The sequence below is a fragment of the Thermosynechococcus sp. JY1331 genome, assembly GCF_031583475.1.
Classification (GTDB): Bacteria; Cyanobacteriota; Cyanobacteriia; order Thermosynechococcales; family Thermosynechococcaceae; genus Thermosynechococcus.
In genome coordinates this window covers 2,014,002-2,038,998 of sequence record NZ_CP134180.1, presented here as the reverse complement: position 1 = coordinate 2,038,998, position 24,997 = coordinate 2,014,002, and the positions used below count along the sequence as shown (strand labels likewise).

General features: G+C 54.0%; 27 protein-coding genes and 1 pseudogene. 10 read left to right on the top strand and 18 right to left on the bottom strand.

Annotated elements, in window-relative coordinates:
• Positions 1 to 211 precede the first annotated feature (211 nt).
• Entirely contained in the window at positions 212 to 1,549 is a 1,338-nt protein-coding gene (locus RHJ31_RS10035) for a hemolysin family protein (protein WP_302676486.1), read from the top strand.
• Here the strand turns inward: RHJ31_RS10035 and RHJ31_RS10030 are convergent.
• From RHJ31_RS10030 to ureA, 4 genes and pseudogenes are all read right to left on the bottom strand, one after another.
• Positions 1,546 to 3,786, bottom strand: coding sequence for a DUF3488 and DUF4129 domain-containing transglutaminase family protein (locus RHJ31_RS10030; protein ID WP_302676485.1), 2,241 nt, complete (start codon positions 3,784 to 3,786; stop codon positions 1,546 to 1,548). The genes RHJ31_RS10035 and RHJ31_RS10030 overlap by 4 nt on opposite strands.
• A gap of 232 nt (positions 3,787 to 4,018) precedes the next feature.
• Complete coding sequence (locus tag RHJ31_RS10025) at positions 4,019 to 4,294, bottom strand: MoaD/ThiS family protein (protein ID WP_302676484.1); 276 nt, start codon at positions 4,292 to 4,294, stop codon at positions 4,019 to 4,021.
• A gap of 50 nt (positions 4,295 to 4,344) precedes the next feature.
• Positions 4,345 to 5,643 (bottom strand): threonine synthase, encoded by a 1,299-nt coding sequence (gene thrC, locus RHJ31_RS10020; protein ID WP_302676483.1) that lies wholly within the window; start codon positions 5,641 to 5,643, stop codon positions 4,345 to 4,347.
• A 174-nt stretch (positions 5,644 to 5,817) separates the two neighbouring features.
• Positions 5,818 to 6,121, bottom strand: a pseudogene (ureA, locus tag RHJ31_RS10015) (urease subunit gamma).
• Positions 6,122 to 6,188: 67 nt separating this feature from the next.
• On the opposite strand from ureA, the gene RHJ31_RS10010 reads away from it, so the two are divergent.
• Complete coding sequence (locus RHJ31_RS10010; protein WP_206201470.1) at positions 6,189 to 6,746, top strand: 5-formyltetrahydrofolate cyclo-ligase; 558 nt, start codon at positions 6,189 to 6,191, stop codon at positions 6,744 to 6,746.
• Here the strand turns inward: RHJ31_RS10010 and RHJ31_RS10005 are convergent.
• The gene (locus RHJ31_RS10005; RefSeq protein ID WP_206201471.1) at positions 6,743 to 7,642 is read right to left on the bottom strand and encodes a CoB--CoM heterodisulfide reductase iron-sulfur subunit B family protein; all 900 of its coding nucleotides are present in this window, start codon (positions 7,640 to 7,642) and stop codon (positions 6,743 to 6,745) included. The genes RHJ31_RS10010 and RHJ31_RS10005 overlap by 4 nt on opposite strands.
• A 184-nt stretch (positions 7,643 to 7,826) precedes the next feature.
• Between RHJ31_RS10005 and metK the strand changes: the two genes are divergently transcribed.
• The gene (gene metK / locus RHJ31_RS10000) at positions 7,827 to 9,077 is read left to right on the top strand and encodes a methionine adenosyltransferase (protein ID WP_206201472.1); all 1,251 of its coding nucleotides are present in this window, start codon (positions 7,827 to 7,829) and stop codon (positions 9,075 to 9,077) included.
• 32 nt (positions 9,078 to 9,109) lie between these two features.
• Here the strand turns inward: metK and RHJ31_RS09995 are convergent, their stop codons facing one another.
• Entirely contained in the window at positions 9,110 to 9,433 is a 324-nt protein-coding gene (locus RHJ31_RS09995) for a hypothetical protein (protein WP_206201473.1), read from the bottom strand.
• Between the two features lie 178 nt (positions 9,434 to 9,611).
• Between RHJ31_RS09995 and RHJ31_RS09990 the strand changes: the two genes are divergently transcribed.
• Genes RHJ31_RS09990 through RHJ31_RS09980 form a run of 3 tightly spaced genes read left to right on the top strand, consistent with a single transcriptional unit; the run spans position 9,612 to position 12,085 of the window.
• Positions 9,612 to 9,857: a DUF3134 domain-containing protein gene (locus RHJ31_RS09990; RefSeq protein WP_149817500.1), complete on the top strand. Its 246-nt coding sequence runs from the start codon at positions 9,612 to 9,614 to the stop codon at positions 9,855 to 9,857.
• Between the two features lie 46 nt (positions 9,858 to 9,903).
• Positions 9,904 to 11,022, top strand: coding sequence for a phospho-N-acetylmuramoyl-pentapeptide-transferase (gene mraY / locus RHJ31_RS09985; RefSeq protein ID WP_302676481.1), 1,119 nt, complete (start codon positions 9,904 to 9,906; stop codon positions 11,020 to 11,022).
• Between the two features lie 13 nt (positions 11,023 to 11,035).
• A complete protein-coding gene (locus tag RHJ31_RS09980) occupies positions 11,036 to 12,085 on the top strand; it encodes a zinc-binding dehydrogenase (protein WP_302676480.1) in 1,050 nt (349 codons plus the stop codon).
• On the opposite strand, the gene RHJ31_RS09975 is transcribed toward RHJ31_RS09980, so the two are convergent.
• The 10 genes from RHJ31_RS09975 to petC form a co-directional block, all read right to left on the bottom strand.
• The gene (locus tag RHJ31_RS09975) at positions 12,086 to 13,258 is read right to left on the bottom strand and encodes a murein transglycosylase A (protein ID WP_206201476.1); all 1,173 of its coding nucleotides are present in this window, start codon (positions 13,256 to 13,258) and stop codon (positions 12,086 to 12,088) included.
• A 5-nt stretch (positions 13,259 to 13,263) separates the two neighbouring features.
• Positions 13,264 to 13,518: a hypothetical protein gene (locus tag RHJ31_RS09970; protein WP_302676479.1), complete on the bottom strand. Its 255-nt coding sequence runs from the start codon at positions 13,516 to 13,518 to the stop codon at positions 13,264 to 13,266.
• Between the two features lie 70 nt (positions 13,519 to 13,588).
• Complete coding sequence (locus RHJ31_RS09965; RefSeq protein ID WP_302676478.1) at positions 13,589 to 14,185, bottom strand: tetratricopeptide repeat protein; 597 nt, start codon at positions 14,183 to 14,185, stop codon at positions 13,589 to 13,591.
• 271 nt (positions 14,186 to 14,456) lie between these two features.
• Positions 14,457 to 15,155: a triose-phosphate isomerase gene (gene tpiA / locus RHJ31_RS09960; RefSeq protein ID WP_399375708.1), complete on the bottom strand. Its 699-nt coding sequence runs from the start codon at positions 15,153 to 15,155 to the stop codon at positions 14,457 to 14,459.
• Positions 15,156 to 15,284: 129 nt separating this feature from the next.
• On the bottom strand, positions 15,285 to 15,602 hold the full coding sequence (locus RHJ31_RS09955) for a hypothetical protein (RefSeq protein WP_302676476.1): 318 nt from the start codon (positions 15,600 to 15,602) through the stop codon (positions 15,285 to 15,287).
• 93 nt (positions 15,603 to 15,695) lie between these two features.
• The gene (locus tag RHJ31_RS09950; RefSeq protein WP_149817487.1) at positions 15,696 to 16,460 is read right to left on the bottom strand and encodes a MinD/ParA family protein; all 765 of its coding nucleotides are present in this window, start codon (positions 16,458 to 16,460) and stop codon (positions 15,696 to 15,698) included.
• Positions 16,461 to 16,579: 119 nt separating this feature from the next.
• Positions 16,580 to 18,316 (bottom strand): ABC transporter ATP-binding protein, encoded by a 1,737-nt coding sequence (locus RHJ31_RS09945; protein WP_149817484.1) that lies wholly within the window; start codon positions 18,314 to 18,316, stop codon positions 16,580 to 16,582.
• A gap of 3 nt (positions 18,317 to 18,319) precedes the next feature.
• On the bottom strand, positions 18,320 to 19,729 hold the full coding sequence (gene mnmE, locus RHJ31_RS09940; protein WP_149817482.1) for a tRNA uridine-5-carboxymethylaminomethyl(34) synthesis GTPase MnmE: 1,410 nt from the start codon (positions 19,727 to 19,729) through the stop codon (positions 18,320 to 18,322).
• A gap of 22 nt (positions 19,730 to 19,751) precedes the next feature.
• Entirely contained in the window at positions 19,752 to 20,687 is a 936-nt protein-coding gene (petA, locus tag RHJ31_RS09935) for a cytochrome f (protein WP_149817480.1), read from the bottom strand.
• A gap of 19 nt (positions 20,688 to 20,706) precedes the next feature.
• A complete protein-coding gene (petC, locus tag RHJ31_RS09930) occupies positions 20,707 to 21,249 on the bottom strand; it encodes a cytochrome b6-f complex iron-sulfur subunit (protein WP_149817478.1) in 543 nt (180 codons plus the stop codon).
• 114 nt (positions 21,250 to 21,363) lie between these two features.
• Between petC and RHJ31_RS09925 the strand changes: the two genes are divergently transcribed.
• The 4 genes from RHJ31_RS09925 to RHJ31_RS09910 all read left to right on the top strand — a co-directional run bounded on the left by RHJ31_RS09925 (position 21,364) and on the right by RHJ31_RS09910 (position 23,290).
• Positions 21,364 to 21,684 (top strand): DUF3067 family protein, encoded by a 321-nt coding sequence (locus RHJ31_RS09925; RefSeq protein ID WP_149817476.1) that lies wholly within the window; start codon positions 21,364 to 21,366, stop codon positions 21,682 to 21,684.
• 229 nt (positions 21,685 to 21,913) lie between these two features.
• The gene (gene apcA / locus RHJ31_RS09920) at positions 21,914 to 22,399 is read left to right on the top strand and encodes an allophycocyanin subunit alpha (RefSeq protein WP_149817474.1); all 486 of its coding nucleotides are present in this window, start codon (positions 21,914 to 21,916) and stop codon (positions 22,397 to 22,399) included.
• Positions 22,400 to 22,458: 59 nt separating this feature from the next.
• Complete coding sequence (gene apcB, locus RHJ31_RS09915) at positions 22,459 to 22,944, top strand: allophycocyanin subunit beta (protein WP_149817471.1); 486 nt, start codon at positions 22,459 to 22,461, stop codon at positions 22,942 to 22,944.
• 142 nt (positions 22,945 to 23,086) lie between these two features.
• Positions 23,087 to 23,290, top strand: coding sequence for a phycobilisome linker polypeptide (locus RHJ31_RS09910; RefSeq protein ID WP_206201483.1), 204 nt, complete (start codon positions 23,087 to 23,089; stop codon positions 23,288 to 23,290).
• Positions 23,291 to 23,434: 144 nt separating this feature from the next.
• Here RHJ31_RS09910 and RHJ31_RS09905 read toward each other — a convergent pair whose 3' ends face one another.
• Together RHJ31_RS09905 and tatC are read right to left on the bottom strand one after the other, a co-directional pair.
• Positions 23,435 to 23,770, bottom strand: a complete 336-nt coding sequence (locus tag RHJ31_RS09905) for a carbon dioxide-concentrating mechanism protein CcmK (protein WP_024125880.1) — start codon at positions 23,768 to 23,770, stop codon at positions 23,435 to 23,437.
• A gap of 195 nt (positions 23,771 to 23,965) precedes the next feature.
• Positions 23,966 to 24,784 (bottom strand): twin-arginine translocase subunit TatC, encoded by an 819-nt coding sequence (gene tatC, locus RHJ31_RS09900; RefSeq protein ID WP_302676475.1) that lies wholly within the window; start codon positions 24,782 to 24,784, stop codon positions 23,966 to 23,968.
• Positions 24,785 to 24,997: the final 213 nt, after the last annotated feature.

Here is a 24,997-nt window from a genome sequence, read left to right as displayed (position 1 = left end):
CCTAAGGATGGAACCCCCTCGAAACAGCCAAAACTGCTTAATGACCCAATCACATCCCCTCAACAGGTCGATATCACTGGCAGAGGGGCGATTTATTCAGCATGATAGAAACAACATCGGCAGTAAAGGAGCAGTCTCTTGAATAAGCCTGACGACCCACAATGCCGACTCAGACTGTATATCTGGGGTTCCCCCTAGAAGAATAGCTGCAATGTCTGCCGCTGCCTTAGAAATTTTACTTGTGCTGCTGCTCATCATCGCCAATGGCATTTTTGCTGGTGCTGAAATCGCAGTGGTCTCTGCACGCAAGGTTCGTCTTGAGCAACTGGCAAAACGGGGTCAACGCAAGGCGAAGGTGGCTCTGAAACTTGCCAACTCCCCGAATAATTTTCTCTCGGCTATACAAATTGGGATTACCCTGATTGGGATTCTCAGTGGTGCCGTGGGCGGTGCCACCCTTGCCCAGCGGTTACAGGCTGCCCTCAGTCCCGTGCCATGGTTGGGTCAATACAGCCAGCCTTTGAGTATTGCCTTTGTGGTGACGGGCATTACCTATCTCTCCCTAGTGATTGGGGAGCTGGTGCCCAAGCGCATTGCCATGACGTACCCCGAGGCGATCGCCTGCAACATTGCCAAACCCATGACATGGCTGACGAAATTAGCGGCTCCGATTGTGCATTTACTCAGCGTCTCCACAGACACCATCCTGCAAGTATTGGGCATTACCACCATTGCTGACCAAACGGTTACAGAGGATGAAATTAAAGTCCTGATTGAACAGGGGGCACAGGCGGGTCTCTTTGAGGTGGCAGAGCAGGACATGGTGGCGCGGATTTTTAACTTGGGCGATCGCCCGATTCAGTCGATCATGACCCCCCGCACCGATATTGTGTGGCTGGATATTGAATCCTCGCTTGAAGAAATAGAAACAGAAATTCTGGCCAGTTCCCATTCGCGGTTTCCCGTGGCCGAAGAGACCATTGATCACTGCTTGGGAATTATTTCAGCCAAGGACTTTTTGGCCGCTCGTCTCACCCAGCAAGAGATTGACCTGCGCCAGCTTTTGCAACCAGCGCTCTTTGTTCCCGAAGGCCTACCGGCACTTGATGTCCTTGAACTCTTTCGTCAGTCGAGTCAACACATTGCCCTGATTACCGATGAATACGGGGGCATCGAAGGACTGGTGACGCTCAATGATCTCACGGAGGCGATTATTGGCACACTGCGCCACGACGAGGGGGAGGAACCGCAAATTATTCAGCGGGAGGATGGCTCGTGGCTATTGGATGGGTTGCTCTCGACCTATGAACTCAAGGAATTGCTGCGGCGGGAAAGTTTACCTGAGGAGGACACGGCCAACTACCACACCCTTGGCGGGCTAATCATTACGCTATTTGGGCGTATTCCCCAGTCGGGAGATTACATTGAAACCGATGGCCTGCGCTTTGAAGTGGTGGATATGGATGGCAACCGCGTGGATAAGGTGCTGGTGACCGAACTAGTGAGCGATGATGTCCTCGCCGATGACAGCCCCAAGGACAAGGATTAACGACGGCGCAGATCCGCTACCGTGCGTTGCAGCGATCGCCAGCGTTGTTGTCGCAGTTGATTCAGGGCGCGTTTCAGGGGTGGCAAGGGGGGCTGATCACCACCATAGCGCCAAGCCACATAGGCCTGCGTCAGGGTTTCAATGGCTCGCTGACTGACGGCATCAAGACGGCCAGCGGTTTGCAGCGATCGCGCGTATTCCCACGGAGTTTGATTGGGTCGCTTCGGTAATCCCTGCTGGGCGAGACCATCGAGCATTTGTACATAGAGGCGGGCGATCGGCGGCAGTTTTTGCAGGCGTTGACGATATCGCCACGTCTGGAGAGCGTACCACAAACCCCAGACCACAATGACGCCACCAAAGAGAATCAAAATCCCTTGGACAATCCCCCCCAGCCCTTGGCTAAACAGATCAAAGAATTTTTGCAAAGCAGTTTCGAGGGTAGCAAAGATAATGCCAAAAAATCCCGTCACCGGGGTCGGCAACCATCCCGTGACCCACTGCCAAAACTGCTGGAGGACGCTAAAGGTCTGATCTACCTCTAGGGTGGCTGGATAGAGATCGTGCCCCGGAATTGGATCAAAGAGAAACCAGCCCAAATTGGGAAAGTAGGCTTCCGTCAGGGCATAGGCATCGGTATTGCGAACCACATACAAGCCCGTGAAGGGGTTAAATTCCCCCGTTCCTAAACCGGTGACCAAGCGCGTGGGAATGCCAATACTGCGCAGTAACAGCGTCAACGCCGTGGAAAAGTGATCGGGATAGCCCCCCTGCCACTCAAACAGAAAGGCGGCCACCAAGTCTTGATCTGTGCCTAGTTCGGGAATGTCGGTTTTCAGGGCATAGGATTGCTTCAGGGCTTGGGTGAGGTAGAGAGCTTGCTCGTAGGGTTCGGGAATCGAGCGATCGGCCTTGGCAAGGAGGTCTTTGGCCAGCGCTTGCAGCCGTGGTTTCAGGTCAGGGGGGACTTCAAGGTAAAACTGATAGCCTACGGTGTGATTTAATTTTGGCGCTCTGCGCAACAGGGAGCGATCGCGCACGGGCACTTGGGAAATCACAGAATAGGTCAGCCCCTCGGGCAAGGGCACCGGCGCCCGCAGGCCACCCTCGGGGTCACGGGCAATTTCACGGGTGGGAAAATAGAGTTCGCGGGGTTCGTAGAGATGGGGAATCAGGTTACTAAACTCAGAGACAATGGTATAGGTCTGAATCACTTCCCGCGTCGGCATTTGGGAGAGTTGCTGTGGCAGCAGATAGCGAAAACTCCAAGGGGAACGCCGCAGCACTTCTGCCTTATCGTTGCGACTAATGCGCCAACCCCGCCCCGTATATTCATCAAAGGCAAGGACGCGCCAAAAGCCGGGGGCTTGCGATCGCACCCGCATTAACTCCCTAGGCGTCATGCTCCCGCCAAAGGTCTGATCAATCTCAGAGCCAAAGCCATAGTAAAAGTTCGGGTCAAAGGTTTGATTGGCCAGTTCCTCGCCAACACCACCACCACCACGGCCACTGACATAGCCCGGATTGATCACCCGGGTTTGGTCAAACTCCCCTGCCACTTGAATTTCAGCACTGACAGGCAAGGTGCGAATTTGATAGCCGGGGAAGCGCGGCAGCAGCACAAAGACCACCATCCCCAAGCCAAGAATCAGGGCAAAGAGGCCGACCCATTGCCGCCAAGGCAAGCGTAGCGATTTCAGGGTGGTGGAGAGTAGGCCAAGGCGCGAGCGGTAGTCAAGGACGAGTACGGGTAGGGCGATCGCCAGAAAGATGACCAGAAAAACCCCAAAGGTCATGGTTTGACTGAGGGTGGCCGCCACACTAATTAAAATCAGGGCAATGACCATTGAGTAGCCCAAATCTTTGCGGCGGGGCAGGTCAAAGCTATGGAGCACTTGCAGTTGAATCAAGAGTTCCGTCAGCAAAATCCGTGAATCCTGGTTCAGTGCTGCCAACCGCGCCAAAAAGACCGCTAATGCCGTCAACATCCCAACGGCGATCGCCAGCTTTGCCACCACATTTCTTTGTCGCCGTGCCCACCAACTCCAACTAAAGCCCGCAATGGAGAGGGGAACTGCCCAGAGACTATTGGCAGTATCCGCCGCCACATCGGTTGCCACTAGGCCAACAATCACCATGCCCAAGACCCCTAGGCGCAGCAGTAGGGAATCCTCAACATCCTTGGCGGGAGCTAGCATCGGGGAATTGGCAATGGGCTGTAACCAAGACTGAACCATCGAACAGCAGCGGCAAACAGTGCCCTGATCCTAACAAATCTCTTCCCCAGAAGCGGTGGATGCCTTGGCGGCGATCGCGTCCTCTATCAGCGGCTTGCAGCATGGCTTAAAAATCAGCCCCTGACGGCGCAAATCTACACCGAAGAGGAACTCCAATCGCTTTTGGGTCTCTCCCTTCCCCCAGGGCTAAAATCAGGGTTCAATCCTCTCAACAGGAGCAAATTCCTCTTGCTTAGCCGCCAGCGATCGCGGGAATGATGCTGACTTCGTCGCCATCCTTGAGGGGCGTTTCAATGCCATTGAGGAAGCGAATATCCTCATTGTTGACGTAGAAATTGACGAATCGCCGCAGTTGGCCACTTTCATCGCAGAGGCGCCCTTTAATGCCGGGGCAGTCCTGCTCTAGCTTTTCCAGAAGCTCAGCGATCGATTGGGCTTGACACTCCACCGTTGCTTGATCGCGGGTGAGCTTTTGCAAGGGCGTCGGAATCAAAACAGTAATAGCCATAGACCTCTACAAACCATCCATAAACTTCAACACAGCGTCGGGAAAACCGACTAGACCAATACCGGTTGCCAATCCAACCGTTCGAGGGTGCGCGATCGCTCTAAGGCACGCTCAAAGCTAGCCAACTTGGGTTGGATCGTCAGGGGTTGACCAATGTCGTTTTGCACTGCCTCTTGGGTTTTCAGGCCGTTGCCGGTGATATAGACCACCGTCACCTCTTCGGGGTCAATTTTGCCCGATTCCACCAATTTTTTAAGAACGGCAATTGTGGTACCGCCAGCGGTTTCCGTGAAAATACCTTCCGTTTCCGCCAGCAGCTTAATGCCTGCCACAATTTCTTCATCGGTGGCCGCAGCGATCGCCCCATTGGTTTTGCGGGCAATCTCTAGGGCATAGACCCCATCGGCGGGGTTACCAATGGCAATGGACTTAGCAATGGTGTTGGGCTTCACGGGTGCCACAAAATCCCGCCCCTCGGCATAGGCTTGGGCAATGGGGGAGCAGCCCACTGCTTGGGCACCACTACAGCGCACGGGTTTATCCGCCACCAGACCCACTTCCACAAATTCGCGGAAGCCCTTGTAAATTTTCGTGAACAGAGAGCCAGAAGCCAAGGGAGCCACAATGTGGTCAGGAAGCTGCCAGCCCAACTGTTCAATCACCTCATAACCGAGCGTCTTTGACCCTTCCGAATAGTAGGGGCGCAAATTGATATTGACAAACCCCCACCCGTGGGTATTCGCCACTTCCGAGCACAGGCGATTCACTTGGTCGTAGTTGCCCTCAACGGCCATTACCGTTGGCCCATAGATGAGCGTCCCCAAGACCTTACCCGCTTCCAGATCCGCTGGAATAAAGACACAGCAATCTAGCCCTGCATGAGCCGCGATCGCCGCCGTTGAATTCGCCAAATTGCCGGTACTGGCACAGGAGACGGTCGTAAAACCCAATTCCCGCGCCCGCGTCAACGCCACCGATACCACCCGATCCTTGAAGCTCAAGGTGGGCATATTCACGGCATCGTTTTTGATGTACAAATGCTTGAGTCCGAGTCGCCGAGCCAGCCGCTGGGCTTTGAGGAGGGGAGTCATCCCTGTGCCCACATCAATGGGGTTGGCCGATGTCACAGGCAAAAAGGGACGGTAACGCCAAATGGACTTTGGCCCCGCCTCAATCGTGCTGCGCGTCACATCTGCTGCCAAGCGCTCTAAATCGTACTTCACCTCTAGGGGGCCAAAACAGTATTCGCAGACATGAATGGCTTGGGGTTCGTACTCGGCGCCACACTCTTTGCATTTGAGGTGGGTAAAATAGGCGGTTTCGGTGGTAGAGGTCAACGTTGCGGTCATGGGTCTCAGCCTGCCTCAGACAAGTTGTTGACCATCCTAGCAGGGGGCGATCGCCCTGTCAAATATATCCGACTATTTTTATCGGGATTTGAATGGCCATAAAAATTCTCTCCGTTTTCCTTGGAGATGTGCTGCTAATCAGCGGTTGGCGCTATCCTAGGGCTTTTTGAGGCTTCAGCGAATGGGTGTATGCACGGTCACCCGCTTCGTGCCATCGGGAAATGTTGCTTCGACTTGTACTTCTGTGGGCATTTCCGGCACCCCCTCCATGACATCGTCACGGCTGAGCAGCGTTGTGCCATAGTTCATCAAATCAGCAACTGTGCGCCCCTCCCGCGCCCCTTCCAAAATGGCAGCAGAAATATAGGCCACTGCTTCGGGATAATTGAGCTTGAGACCCCGTGCTTTACGACGTTCGGCCACAAGAGCGGCGGTAAAAATCAGGAGCTTGTCTTTATTCTTGGGGGGACAGTTGCATCGTTCCTCAGGCTAAACACTCACTTTGGCCTCTATCTTGACTTGTAGCTTTGGTGCCCAGAAAATCAATGAGCGATAAAGTCAAACTGCGACAACACTATCTTGAATGGCGGCAGCACCTGAGCGATCGCGAGTGGCAAGATCGCAGTCAGCGCATTTGTCAGCACTTGCTTGATCATCCCCAGTTTCAACAGGCAACCACAGTGTTGACCTATGTGCCCCATCGCCGCGAACCCGACTTGCGCTTCCTCTGGTCACTCCCGAAACAGTGGGGCTTGCCCCGTGTCGTGGGTCAGGATTTGCGGTGGCATTGTTTTAATGGCAACCAAGACACTCTCCAGCAAGGACGCTATGGCCTTTGGCAACCGCCCCCCGAAGCGCCCCCGATTGATCCAGCGTGTGTTGATCTCTGCCTAGTGCCTGCCGTTGCCTGCGATCGCCAAGGCTACCGTCTCGGCTATGGCGCCGGTTTTTTTGATCGCCTCTTTGCCCACCCCGATTGGCAGCACGTGTGTCGCTGGGGAATTGTCTTTGAGTCAGCCCTTCTAGCAGAATTGCCCCGTGACCCGTGGGATCAGCCACTGCAAGCTATCTGCACTGAATCAGGCCTCTTGGCAATCAGCTAAAGCCCCAGTTTTGCCAACACCGGTTGCATTGAAACCACGTGTTTTCTCAAACCCAGTTCCTCAGGACGCAGGCCAAGGGCTAGACCCACCAGTTGCGGCAGATGGAGAATCGGCAAATTGAGGGTAACTCCCACCTGCTGGGCAATTTCTGGTTGGCGAGCATCCAGATTCAAATGACAGAGGGGACAGGGGGTGACAATGCAATCCGCGCCATGGGCGATCGCGCTCTGGAGTCGTTGTGCCGCCATGGCAAAACTGGCCGCCGTCGCATAGCTGGAAATGGGCCAACCACAGCACTGGGTACGTCCCTCATACTCGATGGGGGTAGCCCCAACTGCCTCAAACACCTGTTCCATTGAGGTGGGGTGAATTGGGTGATCAAAGGGCAGCCTCTCTTGGGCACGCAGCAGATAGCAGCCATAAAAGGCCGCACAGCGCAGTCCCTTGAGGGGACGACGGACGCGATCGCGCAACTCGTCAATGCCCACATCGCCGATAATCGCCCAGAGCAAATGCTTCACTTCTGTGGTGCCTTGGTAAGGAGCGCAGCCCTGTTGCGTCAACACTTGGTTAATTTCTGCCACGTACGCCGGGCGATCGCGCTGAAAGGTCTTGAGGCGTTCATCCACATGGCCAATCACCCCCTGACAGGTGCTGCAATGGGTCAACAGGGGCAAAGCCAACTGTTCGGCAAGGGCAATGTTGCGGGCATTGACGGTATCTTCTAGCAGCCACGAATTCTCCTTAAACGTGCCTGAGCCACAACAACTGGCTTCCTTCAGTTCCACGAGCTCGATATTCAACAGGGGGGCGATCGCCCGCGTTGAGAGGTCTAATTCCCGACAGGCCCCTTGAGCCACACAACCGGGATAATAGGCATAGCGTAAAGCAGACATACAACTTGAAACGCCTAAAATCTGCCCCTAGTCTAGCCAATCATCACAATCACTCGTGTGTCCTACTGCTCAGGTATAATCCTAGGATTTAGAAACCAATCCTTGTTTTTTAGTCAAAAGTCCGTGTTACCATAAACCAATTTCTTGCAGTTCTTTCAACAACCCATGCCATAGGAGTGTTATCTTGCGTTACTTATTTAGTTCGGAGTCCGTCACCGAAGGCCACCCCGATAAGATTTGCGACCAAATTGCCGATGCCATTCTGGATGCGCTGCTCACCCAAGACCCCCAAAGTCGCGTTGCCGCTGAGGTCGTCGTGAATACGGGTCTGGTGCTGATTACTGGGGAAATTACCACCAAAGCACAGGTCAACTACGTCAACCTAGCACGGCAGAAAATCCGTGAAATTGGCTACACTGATGCTGAAAATGGCTTTGCCGCCAATAGCTGTGCCGTTATCGTTGCCCTTGATGAGCAATCCCCCGATATTGCCCGAGGGGTGGACACGGCTCAAGAAGCACGGGAACGTCTCAGTGATGCCGAATTAGATCGCGTTGGCGCCGGTGATCAGGGCATTATGTTTGGCTATGCCTGCAATGAAACCCCTGAGTATATGCCCCTGCCCATTAGCTTGGCTCACCGCATGGCGCGTCGCTTGGCTGCTGTCCGCAAAACGGGTCAACTTCCTTATCTGCGTCCCGATGGCAAAACTCAAGTCACTGTCATCTACGAAGATGGCCAGCCGGTGGGCATTGATACCATCCTGATTTCCACCCAACACACGGCCACCATTGGTGACATCAGCGACGAAGCCGCCGTTCAAGAAAAGATTAAAGCCGATCTATGGGAAGCCGTCGTCAACCCTGTCTTTGCGGATCTGGCAATTAAACCCGATGACAAGACCCGCTTTCTCGTCAACCCCACGGGCAAATTTGTCATTGGTGGTCCTCAGGGGGATTCGGGACTCACAGGACGCAAACTGGTGGTGGATACCTACGGTGGTTATGCCCGTCACGGGGGCGGTGCCTTTTCCGGGAAAGACCCCACCAAGGTCGATCGCAGTGCTGCCTACATGGCTCGTTACATTGCCAAAAACATTGTGGCCGCAGGCCTAGCCGACAAATGCGAGTTACAGATTAGCTATGCCATTGGTGTGGCTCGCCCCATGAGCCTCTTTGTGGATACCTTTGGCACGGGTAAACTTGCCCCAGAGCAACTGCTGGAGTTAATTACAACCCACTTTGATCTGCGCCCCGCTGCCATTATCCAAACCTTTGGTCTGCGCCACTTGCCCCAGGAGCGCGGTGGTCGCTTCTACCAAGATGTGGCTGCCTACGGTCACTTTGGGCGTCATGACCTCGACCTACCTTGGGAAAAACTCGATAAAGTCGCCGATCTGCAAGCCGCTGCCGCTCAATTTCTAAGCGCAGTCTAGGAACATATTGGGGGGGATTTCTCCCCCCTGCACTACTGGGTGACTCGTTGCAGGCAGGTTTGTGCCGTGTTGGTGAGCATCTGGCGCACTTCGGGATTGACATTGGTCTGTACATCTTCACCGATCGCCTGAAATTCTGCCAAGGTGAGCGAGGATTGCAGTTCATTGATCACACAGGTACAGTAGGCATTGCCGTATTGCGCCATTTGCGGCACCTGTTGTTGCAGGGCAGTCGTACATTCACTGGTAAATCGGGAAACCACTTCTGGGGGGTAGGGAGCAGCGATCGCCCCCCCGCCGAGGGACACCGCACTTAAAACCGTCAAAGAGATGGATGATTTTTTGAGTAAAGACATTGTTTCTATCCTTCGTGTATCAAAGTTTCATGCCCATTCTTTAGGGACTTCTCTAGTCTAGGCAGGTTCCAGAGAATGTGCCACTTTGGGCGATCGCCACAAAACGCAGATTTACATTCCTAGGGGCAAACGTTAAAGTAGAGGATTGGACTACTACAACACCGTTCACCTTAGCCCTATGACCCTATACAACCCCTCTTTGTACGAAGAACCCATTTCCCAAAAGAACTTAACCGCTGCGGGTCGTTCCGATCGCTCCATTTTGGAATGGTTACAGCAAACGGGTCGATTAATTGCCCGTGATGCCAATGAGACAGACCCGATCGTGGATAGCACCCTCGATGATATGGGTGAAATTGAGGAATTTGTTGGTGACTCCTTGGGCGATTACGACGAAGAAGATGACCTAGGGCTTGAGGAGTAGGGCACCAATCCCCCTATTATCGGAGTGATGTGCTAGAGCTATCCCCATGCCCTCCACCAAAACCACGGCTGCCATTGAACCCCGTTGGCTGACAGGACAGCGACTTTTTGGCCTTCTCGCTATTGGCCTGCTCATGGCTAGCATTGCCTACGATACCGGAGCAAACCACTGGCAACAGCCGTTGAAAACCTTGACACTGCCTTGGTTGGTGAGCTTTGCCATCGTTGCAGTGCTAGGGAGGGCGGTGGTGCCCCTGTTGCGGCGGTTGAAAACTGGGCAGATTATTCGCGAAGATGGCCCACAATCTCACCTGCAAAAATCGGGCACACCGACAATGGGGGGAATCTTTTTTGTGCCGACGGGGTTAGGTCTAGCCCTCCTGTGGACTGGAGTTGCGCAGGGGAAAGTATCCGCAACGGTGGGGGCGATCGCCCTCCTTGTTCTCTGGTATGCTGCCATTGGCTGGTGGGATGACTGGCAAGTTCTGCGGCGCAAATCCAACAAAGGGTTATCGGCGCGGCTGCGGCTCCTCCTTGAGGGGATTGGGGCAGCTCTTTTTTGTGCTTGGCTGGTGGGCAGTGATCCAACGGCAACGGTGGTGACCGCGCCTTGGGGGTGGGTTTGGCCTTTAGGGATGGCGTTTATTCCCTTGGCGATTTTTGTGCCGATGGCGGAAGGGAATGCCCTCAATCTCACCGATGGTCTCGATGGTCTTGCCGCGGGCACGGCGGCGATCGCCCTCCTCGCTTTAGGCATGATTCTGACCGCCCATCCCGATTTGCAAATTCTGGCAGTGGTCATGAGTGGTGCCTGCCTCGGCTTTCTCTGGCACAATCACCATCCGGCACGGGTGTTTATGGGGGATACGGGTTCCCTAGCCCTTGGGGCACTCCTTGCGGGCATTGGCTTGGCCAGTCATCACCTCTGGGAACTGTTGATTGTCAGTGGTCTTTTCTTTGTGGAGTCTCTCTCAGTCATTGCCCAAGTGCTCTACTACAAAGCAACCAAAGGTCCCGATGGCGTGGGCAAACGGCTGCTGCGGATGGCCCCTCTACACCATCACTTTGAATTGGGGGGCTGGTCAGAACTGCGGGTGGTGAGTACGTTTTATGGGGTGGTTGCCCTCTTGGGACTGCTCTGTGGCCTCCTGCAATGGTTGGCTTGATGGGGGAAGTGCAATGAAAGCAGCAGTACTCTACGGCAAAGAAGATGTCCGCATTGAAACCGTCGCCGATCCCACGCCCGGTCCCGGAGAAGTGGTGATTCGTGTTCAGGCTGCCACTACCTGTGGTACCGATTTGAAGGTATGGCGGCGCGGCGGTCATGCACGGATGCTAACGCCACCGATTCTCTTTGGCCATGAAGCGGCCGGGGAAATTGTTGCCCTTGGGGCTGGGGTGACCGGCTGGCAGGTGGGCGATCGCGTGGTAGCGAATAATTCTGCCCCCTGTGGCCAGTGTTTTTACTGCCAACGCCAAGCCTTTTCTCTCTGTCCCCATCTGGAGTTTAACAATGGTACGTTTGCCGAGTACCTAAAAATTCCCGCCAGCATTGTCCGCCAGAATCTGCTGCCTATTCCGGCGTCCCTCTCCTTTGCTTTAGCTGCCCTCACCGAACCCCTCGCCTGTGTTCTCCACGGTGTGGCTCGCTCTGGCTTTGACCCCGCAATGGTTGAAACGTGGCCAAGTCCGCCGCAAATTGTGGTGCTGGGGGATGGAGCCATTGGCCTGATGTTTATGGGGGTTCTGGCACAGCAGGGAGCACGGGTTCTCGCCTTTGGCGGTTCCGATCAGCGGCTGGCGATCGCCCGCACATTCGGGGCAGAGCAGATAGTAAATCATCACCAGTGCAGCGATATTCCTGCTGTGGTTAAAGACTGGACCCAAGGACGGGGTGCCGATATTGTCATTGAAGCCACTGGCGTACCTGAAGTCTGGGAAACGGCGATCGCCTGTGGTCGCCCCGGTGCCACCATTAACCTCTTTGGTGGCTGCCCCCGCGAAACTTCGATCCGCGTTGATACCGAACGCCTGCACTACGAAGAACTCACCCTCAAGGGGGTCTTTCACAACACACCCACATTTGTCCGCCAAGCCTTGCAACTGATTGCCAGCGGCACATTGTCCTTTGAGAAACTGATTAGTGGCCAAGCCCCCCTCACGGAGATTGAAAACGTCTTGCAAGCAATGAAGGCGCGCCAAGTGATTAAAGTAGCGCTGCAGCCCTAGCTATTCCCGCAGGAGCAAATAGTACAACTGCCCCGGTGTATTGATCAGACCCGCCCGCGCTTTGGCCACCTCCCCCGTGCCCATGAAAATATCGACACGACCCGGCCCGCGAATGGCACTCCCCGTATCCTGATCCAAAACAAAACGGCTGACGGGGGTTTGCTGCCATTGGCCTTGGGCTTTGAGGGGAATTTTCGTGTTGATCACCGCCAAGGCACCCGGAGGCATCAGGGACTTATCAGTGGCGATCGAACGCTCTGGAATCACCGGCGTTGAGAGACTGCCCGTGGGGGGGCGCCCTTGGGTATGTTCAAAAAAGACAAAGCTGGCATTGCGAGGTAAATAGCGATCTAACTCAGCGGGGTTGGCCTCAAAGTAAGCCATGAGGCGCGGTAGCGTCAGTTCCTCACGGGGAATTTTGCCATCGCGAATGAGTTCTTGGCCAATACTCGTGTAGGGGTGATTGGTCTTACCGGCATAGCCCACCGTAAAGCGGCGACCATCGGGCAGTTGCAGCTCAGCCGACCCTTGGACGTGAACCAGAAAGGCCTCTAGGCGATCGCGCAAATAGACCAGTTCCAGACCCCGCAAAGGCCCATTGCGCCACTGCTGACCATCCGCCCCTTCCAGTTCCAAGCGGGTTGGGTGCGGCTCTCGCCACTGCTCAAAATTGGGGGGGCGACGAAATAGGGGATAGCGGTATTCTGCGGTGGGCACTAAGCTGGCACGATACGTCGGTGCATAATAGCCCGTGAAATCCACTCGCCCTTGGCCATCGGTGCCAATGGATTGATAAAAGACAAATTCTCGCTTGACAGATGCTTGCAGTTCTGCCGCAGAGCGACGGGTTTGTACCAGATGGCGAAAGCGTTCGAGGGAGCGGATCACTCGCTGATGGAGATTGGGGCCAAGGGCGGCGCCGGGTTGACCGGGAGCAGTGTAGGCGGCGTAGTCGCGGCGCGCTTTATCGGTGCGCAGGTAACGCAAACTATGATCAATGGCCTGCAGCAGTCGTGCTCGTTCCCTGGGGGATTGCCAGAGGGCCGTATCTAGGGCAACCCTTGGGGGCAGTTGGCTTTGGCGCGTTAAGGGAGCAACCGTTGGTGCTGTGGCGATCGCGCTTGTTGCGAGGATCACGACCCCCTGAACCCATCCTGCGAATAAACCTGCCATAGACGTTAGGCAAAGCGATCCACACTAGAGGCAAACACGGGTTCTATCCGAATCGCAAAGACTTTCGAGGGGCGCACCACCATGTATTCCCCTTGAATGTTTTTAATGGGAACGGAAATAAAGTCGTTGGAATCTGCTTTGGCCACTAACTCGTTGCTGTACCACTTCTGGAAGTCTTGAATGGTGGGGAAGCGCACCTCCTCACGGTGACCGCCATCCAGAAATAAATGCACCGCAAATTCAGAAGGGGTTCTGGGCATAGGCGCGATCGCTCATCCTTACTGCTGCACATTATTTCTCTATTATCACTGGAATTGGTGGCTTCAGGCACTAGGGACCGCCAGTGAGGGGACGGGGGGCGCGATCGTAGTACTGGGCTGTCATCGCTGGGTTGAGAGCGCGAGCACGCTCATAGTCCCGTTGCGCCAATTCCACATTGCCACTATCGAAGTGAGCCATGCCCCGACTATAGTAGGCAGCAACAAATTGCGGATCCCGTGCTAGGGCAGCATCAAAGTCGGCAATCGCCGCTGTGTAGTTTTGCAGAGCCAGATAGGCCATGCCGCGGTTGTAGTAGGCGGCAATAAACTGGGGATCGTTGCGCAGCGCAGTGCTAAAGTCCGCGATCGCCCGCTGCATATCCCCTTGGTCATAGTAGGCTAGGCCGCGCGCAAAGTAGTAGTCAGCACTGGGGTTGAGTCTGATTGCTTGGCTAAAGGCATGAATGGCAGCGGCCAGATCACCCGTACCTTGGTGCATTAATCCCACGTTGTAGTAGTCCTCGGCACTGCGGGGCACAAGGCGTTGCAGTTCCTGAAGTTCAGGAGGTGTGAGGGTGGCGATCGCCATGGGCTGTGCCACAGCAGCACTGCTGAGACCAACAAAAGCAGCTAAAACTGTCAAAGCACTGAAGAGTTGTTGGCGCATCGTCGGCCTCCTTTCGGCATCGCTCAGCCTTACTTCGATCCTAAAAGAAAATGAAGAAATCGCCCAGCAAACGATAACAGTTGTAATAAGTCGCTCGCTCCGACCCTTTTCTTGGCTACATACACAGCATTGCGCTCTGGAGTGGTAGTGCATGCCATGCTTGGGAAAGGGCTGTATGTTGATATCTTTAGGTTTTTCTGCGCAGAGGGCAGTGCGCGAGCTCTTGGATCAGATGTGACCTAGGGCAGTGGCGCCGAACTCAAAGCCATGTTCAAAGGAGCTTGTAATTAACGATACGCCCAAAACTCTCCGGCTGCAAACTAGCGCCACCCACTAGCACCCCATCAATTTCTGGCTGCGCCATGATCGCATCAATGTTGTTGGCATTGACCGAGCCGCCGTACTGAATGGGAACATCGGGATTCTGCAATTTGCTACGAATCAGGCCAATGACACGGTTGGCTTCCGCTTCTTCACAGGTATCGCCCGTACCGATCGCCCAAATGGGTTCGTAGGCAATCACCAAATTGCTCTGATCCACATCCACCAAGTCCAGCGCCAACTGCTGAAAGATGTGGTTTTCAGTTTCCCCAGCATCCCGTTGGGCTTTTGTTTCACCGACACAGAGAATGGGGGTCAGGCCATAGTGTTGGGCAGCCTTGAGCCGTTGGTTGACCGTAGTATCCGTTTCCCCAAAATACTGCCGCCGCTCACTGTGGCCAACAATCACGTAGCGCACGCCCAACTCCACCAGCATCGGTGGCGAAATTTCCCCTGTAAACGCCCCTTGATCCGCCCAGTGGACATTTTGGGCACCCAGCTTCACCCGCGTTCCGTGCAGACTCTTGGACAATACACTTAAACAGGTGTAGGGAACACAGAGCACCACCTCGCGATCGCTGGGGGTGTCCACCAATTTCCCTAAGAACTCCTGTAGGAAGGCCACCGCTTCCTGTTGGGTTTTGTGCATTTTCCAGTTGCCAGCAAGAACTTTTGGGCGCACTCGTCCTGACTTTCCTCTGCGAAACTTAGCGTAATTAAGCGTACCACACGAGTTGCCTCATATAATTAGAGGTTTAACTGAGGAAGTAGATCAGACTTAACCCAGCTTGTCCCAAACCGCCGCAATTCGGGGAGATTGACGCTTGGGTTGCACGCGCGGGGTTCGCCGTCCAAGTTTGACTTGGTAGGTGTCGTTGTCAACTGTCACATAGCCGAGTTGGCAAACCTCTGCGAGGGTGGCACTGACCTCTTCCGCAGACCACTGCAACTGCTCAGCCAATTCTGACACGGTGAAGGGCGTTGGCTGGCGCATCATCAGTGTCAAGAGCGATCGCTGGCGATCGGGCAAAACCAACAAATCTGCTGGATTGAGACCCCCACCGCAACCACTGCTAGCATTTTGACTGTCTATCATTGGCAATGTTCCTCAATGGCAGTGACTGGCAGTGGCACTCGAGAAGGATCAAAAGGATCAAAATTCAGTCAGTCTCCTTACTCCTAGGCTACCCTAATCCAACAGATGCTGCACAACACTCCTGACAACGAGACTGTAGGGATGCTCAGGGTAGCGTAAACAGAAAATATCGCTGCTCCCCAGTTGAAACATTTCTTCACAAACAGGCAAGATACCCGCAACGGGCACACCATAGGTCGTTTCCACCTGCTGCTTGAGGGAGTCCTTATTAAAGGCGCTGGGGACTTTGTTCACCACCATCACCATTTTGGGCACATCCAGCTGCCGCGCCACATCAACCGTGACCGCTGTTCCTTGAAAGTCTTGGCGATCGGGTCGCAGAATCAGCACCAAGGCATCGGAGACTGTAATCGAGAGCAGCGTTTCCTCATTCAGCCCTGGGTGGGTATCAATGAGCAAAAAGTCGAGATTCAGCCCTTGGAGCAACTGCTGAAAACCATCATTGAGCAAGCCGACATCGTAGCCTTCCCGCAGCACACGGGTAATTTCACTGGTTTTGAGGCTAGAGGGAATGAGATAGATTGCTCCTTTGGCTTGCTGGCCGTGAGCCGTAATCAGATGGCTGACATCCCGCGCCACATCAGTAATTTCACAGCGTCCCCACAGGTAGTCATTCAGGGCATGTTCCGTATCTTCTGACTCAAGGCCAAAGAGCACATGGATACCGGGGGATTGAATATCCGTGTCCACGATCGCCACCCGATAGCCCAAGGTTGCCAAGGTACAGCCCAGGTTTGCCGTTGTATTTGACTTGCCTGTGCCACCACGAAAAGAATGCACAGAAATAATGCTACCCATGGCTGTCCTCGCTAATTTAAGAATTCAACGTCTATTTTCACATCCTGCTGTTGAGGAAACAGCCCATAGCCATTCAAGTTACAGCTAGAGCCAAAGGACTCCCCCATCTAGAGAAGGGGTTACTCTGTCTCTTGGAAGTACTGCTGAGTATAGAACTGGGCATAGCGGGAAGGCCGGGCAAGCAGTTCTTCGTGGCTGCCACTTTCAATGATCTGACCTTGCTCCAAGACAAGAATGCGATCGGCGCGACGAACCGTGGCTAAACGGTGGGCAATAATAAAGACGGTGCGCCCCTTCATTGCTTTCTCCAAAGCACTTTGCACCAAGGCTTCCGATTCAGAGTCCAAAGCAGAGGTGGCCTCATCCAAAATTAAGATCCGTGGATCGGCATAAACTGCACGGGCGATCGCCAGTCGTTGGCGTTGACCCCCAGAGAGATTAATCCCCCTTTCCCCGACCCATGTCTGATAGCCATCGGGACACTGAGTAATAAAGTCATGGGCATTGGCGATTTTGGCTGCCTCAATCAGTCGCTCCCAATCGGGTTCAGCATAACCAAAAGCAATGTTGTGGGCGATCGTCCCTGAAAAAAGAATTGTTTCTTGGGGAACAATACCGATTTGCCGCCGCAGGCTTTTCAGCGTCACCGTTTTAATATCAATGCCGTCAATCAACACTTTTCCCGCTTGGGGGTCATAAAACCGGGGCAAGAGGTTAACAATGGTGGATTTACCTGCTCCTGAATGTCCTACAAGAGCAATCACCTCGCCCGGCTCCGCCAAGAGATTAAAGTCCTTGAGCACGGGACGCTCTGGATCATAGCCAAAGCACACATCTAGGTATTGCACTTTGCCAGAAATGGGGGGTAGGGGCTGCGCATGGCTCATTTCCTTGATCGTGGGTTCGAGAGCCAACAGGCCAAAGCTACGCTCCACCGACGCCTGTGCCATTTTGAGTTCATTGTAATCAGCAGAAATCATATTAATGGGTTCCATCAGTAGCGCTACTGCGGCAACAAAGCTGAGGAACTGCGGCCCTGTGAGATGACCGGCATTGATTTGCCACGCCCCCAAGATAAAGAGCAGCATAATGCTCAGGGCCTCAAGAAACCCCACCACCGGGTATTGCATTGACTTAATGCGTTCGGCACGGTAGCGAGCACGACGGTTCATATCAGCCTGCTGTTCAAACTGCTCTACGGCATAGTCCTCAGCCGCAAACGCCTTAATCAGACGAATCCCCGAAAAAATCTCCGTGAGGTGGGAGGCTAAATCGGCAATGCGGGCTTGACTCAGGCGCGACTGTCGCAACAACCGATTGCCAAACCAAGCGATGAGAAACGTCATCAGCGGCGCAATGATCATCGTCCCCAATGTCAGTTGCCAGTTGAGGTAGAACATATAACCAATGACCGCAACTGTGGTTAAAGTTGAGGGGATGAGGCGATGAAAACTGCTATTGACCATGACGCCAATGCGATCCACATCCTCAGTGAGGCGGTAGGTGAGATCGCCGGTCGCTGCCTTTTCAAAATAGTCCACCCCCAAACGATGCAGATGACGGTACAGCCGCACCCGAATGTCATAGACAATCCGTAGGGAAATATCGGACATTAGGACATCTTGGCCAAATTGGCAAAAACTACGACCGACAAACAGCAGCGAGGAGGCTGCACACCATTGAATCAGGCCTATCAAATCCCCTGCCCCGATGAGCTTCGCCGCTTGGCCAATCAGGTAGGCGATCGCCGGCATGGTCGAGACGTAGCCGAGGGTACACAAAAAAGCGACCAGCAACCGTCGCCGATAGGGAAGGATATAAGCAAGTAACGGCCGGTAGCTGGTATTCCAAAGCATGGGCTATTTTCCAATGCAAAAACGGCTAAAGATTTGTTCTAGCACAGACTCAGTCACCTCTTCCCCGGTTAGGGTACCAAGGGCACGAGCGGCAGCATGCAGGTCAATTGTCCAAAAATCAAGGGGGAGTTGGGCATCAATGGCCGCAAGCACATGATTCAGGGATTGGTGAACCTGCTCCAAGAGCGCGGCTTGACGTTGGTTGATGGCAAAGTCTAGGTTGGCGGCGGTAACCCCTTGGCCTTGAACAAGGTCTAAAATGGCGTCCTCGAGAGACTCAATTCCCCTTTGACTGAGGGCCGAGAGCAGCACAGTGGGAATGGGGGCAATGGGCAATGGAATATCCTGAACCTCTACGGTTTCGCTGAGGAGATCAGCTTTATTCAAAACCACCAAGACGGACTGAGGCGCTTGCTGCCGCCGCTGCTGCAGCTCGAGTTGGTCGTAAATCTCCTGATCGGCGGCTGTCCACCCTTGACTGGCATCAATGACAAGGAGGATGAGATCAGCACTGGCTGCGGCTTGGCGCGATCGCTGGACGCCAATTTGTTCCACCAAGTTATCGGTCTCGCGAATGCCGGCCGTATCAAGGACTTGGATTGGAATGCCACCGACAACCAATTGGGACTCGACAATATCGCGGGTGGTGCCGGGTAAATCTGTAACAATGGCGCGATCGCTACGGCTCCAAGCATTGAGCAGACTCGACTTACCGACATTGGGGCGACCCACAATGGCCACTTTTAGCCCAGTGCGGATCAGTGCTCCCCGTTCTGCCGTGGCCAAAAACGCTGCTACTTGGTGTTGCAACTGACGAATGTCCTCAGCAATGGCTGCGGGGTCAAGGGGGGGTAGCTCGTCCGTAAAATCGAGTCGCGCTTCAATTTCCGCCAAGAGGGATAAACAGGTCTGACGAATCTGCTTGAGGGGGCGGGCGAATTTTCCTGTCAGACCCGCCAAAGCAATTTGAGCGGCGGTTGTGGATTGGGCAGCCACCAGTTCGGCCACACTCTCGGCTTGGGTGAGATCAAGGCGACCGTTGAGGAAGGCGCGCAGCGTAAATTCCCCCGGCTCGGCGAGGCGTGCCCCTGCGGCGACACACAGTTGCAGCACGCGCTGGACAGGGATGAGGCCACCATGACAGTGGAATTCCACCACATCTTCGCGGGTGTAGGAGCGGGGCGCCAGCATTAACAGCAGGAGGGCTTCATCGACCCGTTCTCTGGTTTGGGGGTCGCGGACATAGCCATAGAGAATGCGATGGGATTCCCAAGGCTGCTTGCCGGGGGCTTCAAATAAAGACTGGGCGATCGCGACTGCTTTGGCGCCTGAGAGACGGACAATGCCAATACTCCCTTGCTGGGGCACAATAGCCGTGGCGATCGCCACAATCGTGTCATGGAGGGATTGCACTACCGTGGGTGATAGGACTCCTTTAGAGACTCATCTCGGCGGCTTGCACTTTCTCCACTTGTTTCTTCTTCAGAACCAGCAGAATTTGCGAGAGGGTAATGGCGGCAAAGAAGACCAACAGCCACTTAATGCGGTTGGGATCCTGCAGGACAATTTCCGTATCCTTTTGCCCAAAACCACCCACATTGGGATTGTTGGTGAGGGCTTCACCCGCTGCCACCGTTTGGCCTTCACTGACAATGAGGTCAGGGCCAGCGGGAATGGTCTCTGTCACTGCTTCACCACTCTCGGGGGTGATCACCACCGCAGTACTGCCATCGGGGTTAGCGGTAATACTGGTAATCGTGCCCGCGATCGGTGCAGTAAAGACGTTATTGTTGCTCTTTTCACCATTGGGATAGACTTGGCCGCGACCGCGGTTGCCCCCGGCGTGAACGGAGTATTTACCGAAGTGGATCGATTTATCCGTGGCAGGGTTGGGGGCGAGGACGGGGAAAACAATTTCCTGATACTGCTCACCCGGTAAGGGCCCCACCAGAATAATGTTTTGCTTGTCCTCACTGTAGGGCTGGTAGTAAATGCCGCTGGTTTTGGCTTGTAACTCCTCGGGAATGCGATCGGGAGGAGCAATTTTGAAACCCTCGGGCAGCATGAGAACTGCACCGACATTCAGACCGCCCTTAGAGCCATCCCCCAACACCTGTTGCACACGGGTGTCGTAGGGAATTTTCACCACGGCTTCAAAAACGGAATCGGGGGTGACGGCTTGGGGCACTTCCACTTGGGTGGGTTTGGCGGCGAGGTGACAGTTGGCACAGACAATTCGCCCGGTCGCTTCGCGAGGACTGTCATAGCCCTGCTGCGCATAAAATGGATAGGCCTGTGCTTGCGGTGACCAAAGAAGCACACTGGCGGCAAGGGCGATCGCCAGCGTCAACGATTTGAAAAAGCGTTTCATACCACTCCCTAATTTCTTTTTACGTCCACCAAGGTTCTTTGCCCGTGCGGAAATCGGTTTCCGTCCAAGGGGTAAACACCAGTTTGTCATCTTCGGTAACCGTGGCATTCACCAGTGCCAAGGAGAGGGGAGCAGGGCCACGCACCACTTTACCCGTGCTGTCGTATTGAGAGCCGTGGCAGGGGCAAATGAACTTGTTTTCACTGACATTCCAAGGCACCACGCAGCCAAGGTGAGTGCAGACGGCATTCAAGCCGTAATTGGCAATTTGGTGATCCTCAGTAACAATCACGTAGGTGGGATCCCCTTTAATCCCTTGAGCAAGGGAGCGATCGCCCGGCAGGTGCTTCGTCAGGTAGTCGGAAACCTTAATATCGTTGCCTAATGCATCCTTGGCAACCACACCACCACCCGTGCCGCCACTGGAGGGCGGAATGAAATACTTGACGACAGGGTACAGAGCGCCCAACGCTGTACCGGTAATGGTACCAAACGTCAGCAGGTTCATAAACTGTCGCCGCCCCATATCGGGCACATCAGACATTCCAGAAACTTGAGCCATGGTTTACGCTTATTTACTAAGGAATCGAAACGAACAGCCGTAAAATAATTACGTTTGTTAACTATTATCACACTGTCCGAGCCGTCCTAGCCGCAAGGGCTGAAATTCTTGCCAATGCTGACGCCCCTCACTGGTGATGAACTCCATGCCTTGCTCCTGCGCAAATGGGGGCGCTCCTTTGACCTTCAGTTTCGCCGCGTGGGCGATCGCATCTTTTTGCAAGTGATGTGGCGTTACCTCGAGCAGGCCTCCTATCCCGATACGCCTGAAGATTATGCCGCCCACCTTGGGGCGATCGCCCAGCACCTCAATGACTGGGGCTGTGCCCAGCAAGTTTGCACCTTTATTGAGACCACCCGTGAGAAACCCCGCCTCGGCAAAGCGGTGAATATTCCCCTCAACCTTGGCACCCGCATTATCGAATGGCTGGAATAGCTGCCCTTAGCAGATTTTTGAAAAAATGTTAAGAATGTTAAAAAGGATTGCGATGATGTGGGAGATGTCCCCCCTATGCCTGAGAATGTTTGCGGAAGGTTACGTCAGCCCGTCGGGTCCATCGCCGTACCTATCTCTCCTACAGGAGTGCGGTGAATCGTAACATTCCAATGGCAAATGCCACATTATCAAGACCCTTGTTTTACAATTCCAACTTTGGAGGAACTCAATGAGCGTCGTCACGAAATCGATCGTGAATGCAGATGCCGAGGCCCGTTACCTCAGCCCCGGTGAACTGGATCGCATTAAAAGCTTTGTCAGCACCGGCGAGCGCCGTCTGCGCATTGCCCAAACCCTGACCGAAAACCGCGAGCGGATTGTCAAGCAAGCGGGCGATCAACTCTTCCAAAAACGGCCTGATGTGGTCTCCCCCGGTGGCAATGCCTACGGTGAAGAAATGACCGCCACCTGCCTGCGTGACCTCGACTACTACCTGCGGCTTGTGACCTACGGTATTGTTGCGGGTGATGTCACCCCCATCGAAGAAATTGGTTTGGTGGGTGTGCGTGAAATGTACAACTCCCTCGGCACCCCCATTCCTGCCGTGGCCGAAGGGATCCGCGCCATGAAGAACGTTGCTTCCTCGCTGCTGTCTGCAGAAGATGCCGCTGAAGCCGGTTCTTACTTTGACTTCGTGATTGGCGCCATGCAGTAGGTCGCCTCAGCATCCTTCATTGATCCATCATCCAAATCAGTTTTTGAGGAAAAAGAACTATGCAAGACGCGATTACCGCTGTCATCAACGCCTCTGACGTGCAAGGCAAATACCTCGACACCGCCGCCATGGAGAAGCTGAAAGCTTACTTCGCAACTGGCGAACTGCGGGTGCGGGCTGCGACCGTGATCAGCGCCAATGCCGCCAATATCGTCAAAGAAGCAGTGGCCAAATCTCTGCTCTACTCTGACATCACCCGTCCCGGTGGCAACATGTACACCACCCGTCGCTATGCGGCCTGTATCCGCGACCTCGACTACTACCTGCGCTATGCCACCTATGCCATGCTGGCTGGGGATCCTTCCATCCTCGATGAGCGGGTGCTCAATGGGTTGAAAGAAACCTACAACTCCTTGGGCGTGCCCATCGCTGCCACTGTGCAAGCCATCCAAGCTATGAAAGAAGTCACCGCCAGCTTGGTGGGTGCCGATGCCGGCAAAGAAATGGGCATCTACTTTGACTACATCTGCTCTGGCTTAAGCTAAGTACAGCTCTCCAGTCGCACATCTGTCTGGGAGTTAGGGGTTAGAGTGTCAGCCTGTCATGGCAATTGTGCTTAAACAGTCTGAGTCTGGCCTTTAGCTCCCAGACGTGTAATCACCCTACACAGATTTGGAGTCCCATCCCATGCGCATCTTCAAAATTACCGCCTGTGTGCCGAGTCAAACCCGTATTCGCACCCAGCGCGAACTGCAAAACACCTATTTCACAAAACTGGTGCCCTACGAAAACTGGTTCCGCGAGCAACAACGCATCCAAAAAATGGGTGGCAAAATTGTGAAAGTGGAACTGTTTACGGGTAAGCCGGGGGTCAACACTGGTCTAGCCTAGGTACCCCTCTAAAACTGTTTCCTAGCGATTTTGAGGCTTCACTGTTGAGATAGTTGATTGGGGGGGTGCTCCCTTCTGAGGCAATTATCTGGGCGGTGGAGCTTTGCTCATTAGAGAAGCTTTAGAGAACTTTTCCCAAGGCTGCTAAACGAGAAAACGCTCCCAGCCATCGCCATATTGGAACCGCATTTTCGGGAAAACGGCCTCTAAATTCTCGTGGGGGCGCGGGATCACCGTTGACGACAGATAGAGCGTTTTTTCCTTAGGACTTTGAGCTGGAATTTTCTTGGCGGCTTCCACACCCGCTGCAACCGCAATTTGCACTTCAGAAACGTCGCCGCGCACAATAATCGTCAGGCGAGCACCACTGACCACTTCATAGCCCACAAGGGTAACACGCGCCGCTTTCACCATGACATCGGCAACGGCTAAGGCAGGGGGATGACCCAGTACTTCTACCATCCCAAGGGCAATGGGCATGAAGACCGCTCCTAAACACAAAAATTTGTTAAAGTAATGCCATTCTTGCGATCGCGAAGGGATGCACTAATTTGGCAACATCAGCATATCATCTCTATTGAGAGCCTTGATAAGTTCGAGGGGCGATCGCGATAATTGATTTTTATCGCCAAAATCATCTTTTCTGATTGAGTCTTTTTTGAGGGTATTGCAAGTTTAAGCCTCAGAACGCCCCACCCCCATCAGCTTGGCCAAGCCAACCCCCGTAAAGTAGAGGGCAAGCAGAGCACCCGCCAACAGTCCTTGAGTAATCGGATCAATGGAGGGGGTCAAAACCGCTGCCACGGCTACGGCAATAATCACCACGTAGCGCCATTGGCTGAGCATTTGCGGGATGGAAACAATGCCGAGGGCAATGAGTACCAACTGGAGAATCGGGACTTGGAAGGCAAGGCCGGTAGCAAGGAGCAATAGCAAAATAAAATCCACATAGCGATCGATCGACCACAGTTGCTCAACCACATCTGCCCCATAGTTAATGAAAAAGCCAAGGGCTGCGGGTGCCAAGAGGGTATAGGCAAAGGCCAAACCGGCAATAAAGAGAATGGATGAACCAAAAACCACCGGTGCCAGCAAGCGTTGCTCACGTCGTGTCAATCCCGGCAGGATAAAACGGATGGCTTGGTAGAGAATCATCGGCGTCGCTAGGAGGATGCCACTGTAGGCCGCCGCTTTACAGGAGACAAAAAAGTACTCCCCCGGACTTAGTTGCAGGAATTTCGCACCATGGGCTGGTTTTTCAAGGAACTGAATGATCCAGCGGACTTGGGTAAAGCAGAGAACAATGGTGACAGCAACAGTGCCGAGGACAACAAAGAGCCGCTGTCGCAACTCCTCAAGGTGATCCCAGAGGGACATTTCCACTTCATTGGGCAGTTCATCCTCAGGGTCAATGGGGTCGCTTGCCTCAAGGGTGCTGTCAACAATCGCTGAGGATTCTGGAGCCGGACTATCAATATTGGGCGATCGTGTCATTCAATCTCTGCAATTCCTACTCTTTCACAATTATGAAGGAAGTGCCGACGGGGTTCCACCCTCTCTTCAGCAGTGATGTAGCTCTTTTTACAGGGATGGCACACACTGAAAACAGCCAAAGCAGCTACCAAACAGGAGCATCCCCCTTCTTTACCCCCTAATTGTCGAAAAGCGCTTTAACTAGAGTTTTCTGAATCCTTGTCCTGCTTTTTA

Bases quoted from the DNA above. Each gene is read 5' to 3' on its own strand.
- RHJ31_RS09990 (WP_149817500.1), top strand. From the start codon at position 9,612: ATGACCCTATACAACCCCTCTTTGTACGAAGAACCCATTTCCCAAAAG.
- RHJ31_RS09950 (WP_149817487.1), bottom strand. From the start codon at position 16,460: ATGGGTAGCATTATTTCTGTGCATTCTTTTCGTGGTGGCACAGGCAAG.
- RHJ31_RS09925 (WP_149817476.1), top strand. From the start codon at position 21,364: ATGCTGACGCCCCTCACTGGTGATGAACTCCATGCCTTGCTCCTGCGC.
- RHJ31_RS09965 (WP_302676478.1), bottom strand. From the start codon at position 14,185: ATGCGCCAACAACTCTTCAGTGCTTTGACAGTTTTAGCTGCTTTTGTT.
- petC (WP_149817478.1), bottom strand. From the start codon at position 21,249: ATGGCTCAAGTTTCTGGAATGTCTGATGTGCCCGATATGGGGCGGCGA.
- RHJ31_RS10010 (WP_206201470.1), top strand. From the start codon at position 6,189: ATGAGCGATAAAGTCAAACTGCGACAACACTATCTTGAATGGCGGCAG.
- RHJ31_RS10005 (WP_206201471.1), bottom strand. From the start codon at position 7,642: ATGTCTGCTTTACGCTATGCCTATTATCCCGGTTGTGTGGCTCAAGGG.
- RHJ31_RS09970 (WP_302676479.1), bottom strand. From the start codon at position 13,518: ATGCCCAGAACCCCTTCTGAATTTGCGGTGCATTTATTTCTGGATGGC.
- RHJ31_RS09995 (WP_206201473.1), bottom strand. From the start codon at position 9,433: ATGTCTTTACTCAAAAAATCATCCATCTCTTTGACGGTTTTAAGTGCG.
- tpiA (WP_399375708.1), bottom strand. From the start codon at position 15,155: ATGCACAAAACCCAACAGGAAGCGGTGGCCTTCCTACAGGAGTTCTTA.
- thrC (WP_302676483.1), bottom strand. From the start codon at position 5,643: ATGACCGCAACGTTGACCTCTACCACCGAAACCGCCTATTTTACCCAC.
- RHJ31_RS10025 (WP_302676484.1), bottom strand. From the start codon at position 4,294: ATGGCTATTACTGTTTTGATTCCGACGCCCTTGCAAAAGCTCACCCGC.
- apcA (WP_149817474.1), top strand. From the start codon at position 21,914: ATGAGCGTCGTCACGAAATCGATCGTGAATGCAGATGCCGAGGCCCGT.
- RHJ31_RS09910 (WP_206201483.1), top strand. From the start codon at position 23,087: ATGCGCATCTTCAAAATTACCGCCTGTGTGCCGAGTCAAACCCGTATT.
- RHJ31_RS10035 (WP_302676486.1), top strand. From the start codon at position 212: ATGTCTGCCGCTGCCTTAGAAATTTTACTTGTGCTGCTGCTCATCATC.
- petA (WP_149817480.1), bottom strand. From the start codon at position 20,687: ATGAAACGCTTTTTCAAATCGTTGACGCTGGCGATCGCCCTTGCCGCC.
- RHJ31_RS09955 (WP_302676476.1), bottom strand. From the start codon at position 15,602: ATGATAGACAGTCAAAATGCTAGCAGTGGTTGCGGTGGGGGTCTCAAT.
- RHJ31_RS09905 (WP_024125880.1), bottom strand. From the start codon at position 23,770: ATGCCCATTGCCCTTGGGATGGTAGAAGTACTGGGTCATCCCCCTGCC.
- RHJ31_RS10030 (WP_302676485.1), bottom strand. From the start codon at position 3,786: ATGGTTCAGTCTTGGTTACAGCCCATTGCCAATTCCCCGATGCTAGCT.
- mraY (WP_302676481.1), top strand. From the start codon at position 9,904: ATGCCCTCCACCAAAACCACGGCTGCCATTGAACCCCGTTGGCTGACA.
- RHJ31_RS09975 (WP_206201476.1), bottom strand. From the start codon at position 13,258: ATGGCAGGTTTATTCGCAGGATGGGTTCAGGGGGTCGTGATCCTCGCA.
- apcB (WP_149817471.1), top strand. From the start codon at position 22,459: ATGCAAGACGCGATTACCGCTGTCATCAACGCCTCTGACGTGCAAGGC.
- tatC (WP_302676475.1), bottom strand. From the start codon at position 24,784: ATGACACGATCGCCCAATATTGATAGTCCGGCTCCAGAATCCTCAGCG.
- RHJ31_RS09980 (WP_302676480.1), top strand. From the start codon at position 11,036: ATGAAAGCAGCAGTACTCTACGGCAAAGAAGATGTCCGCATTGAAACC.
- RHJ31_RS09945 (WP_149817484.1), bottom strand. From the start codon at position 18,316: ATGCTTTGGAATACCAGCTACCGGCCGTTACTTGCTTATATCCTTCCC.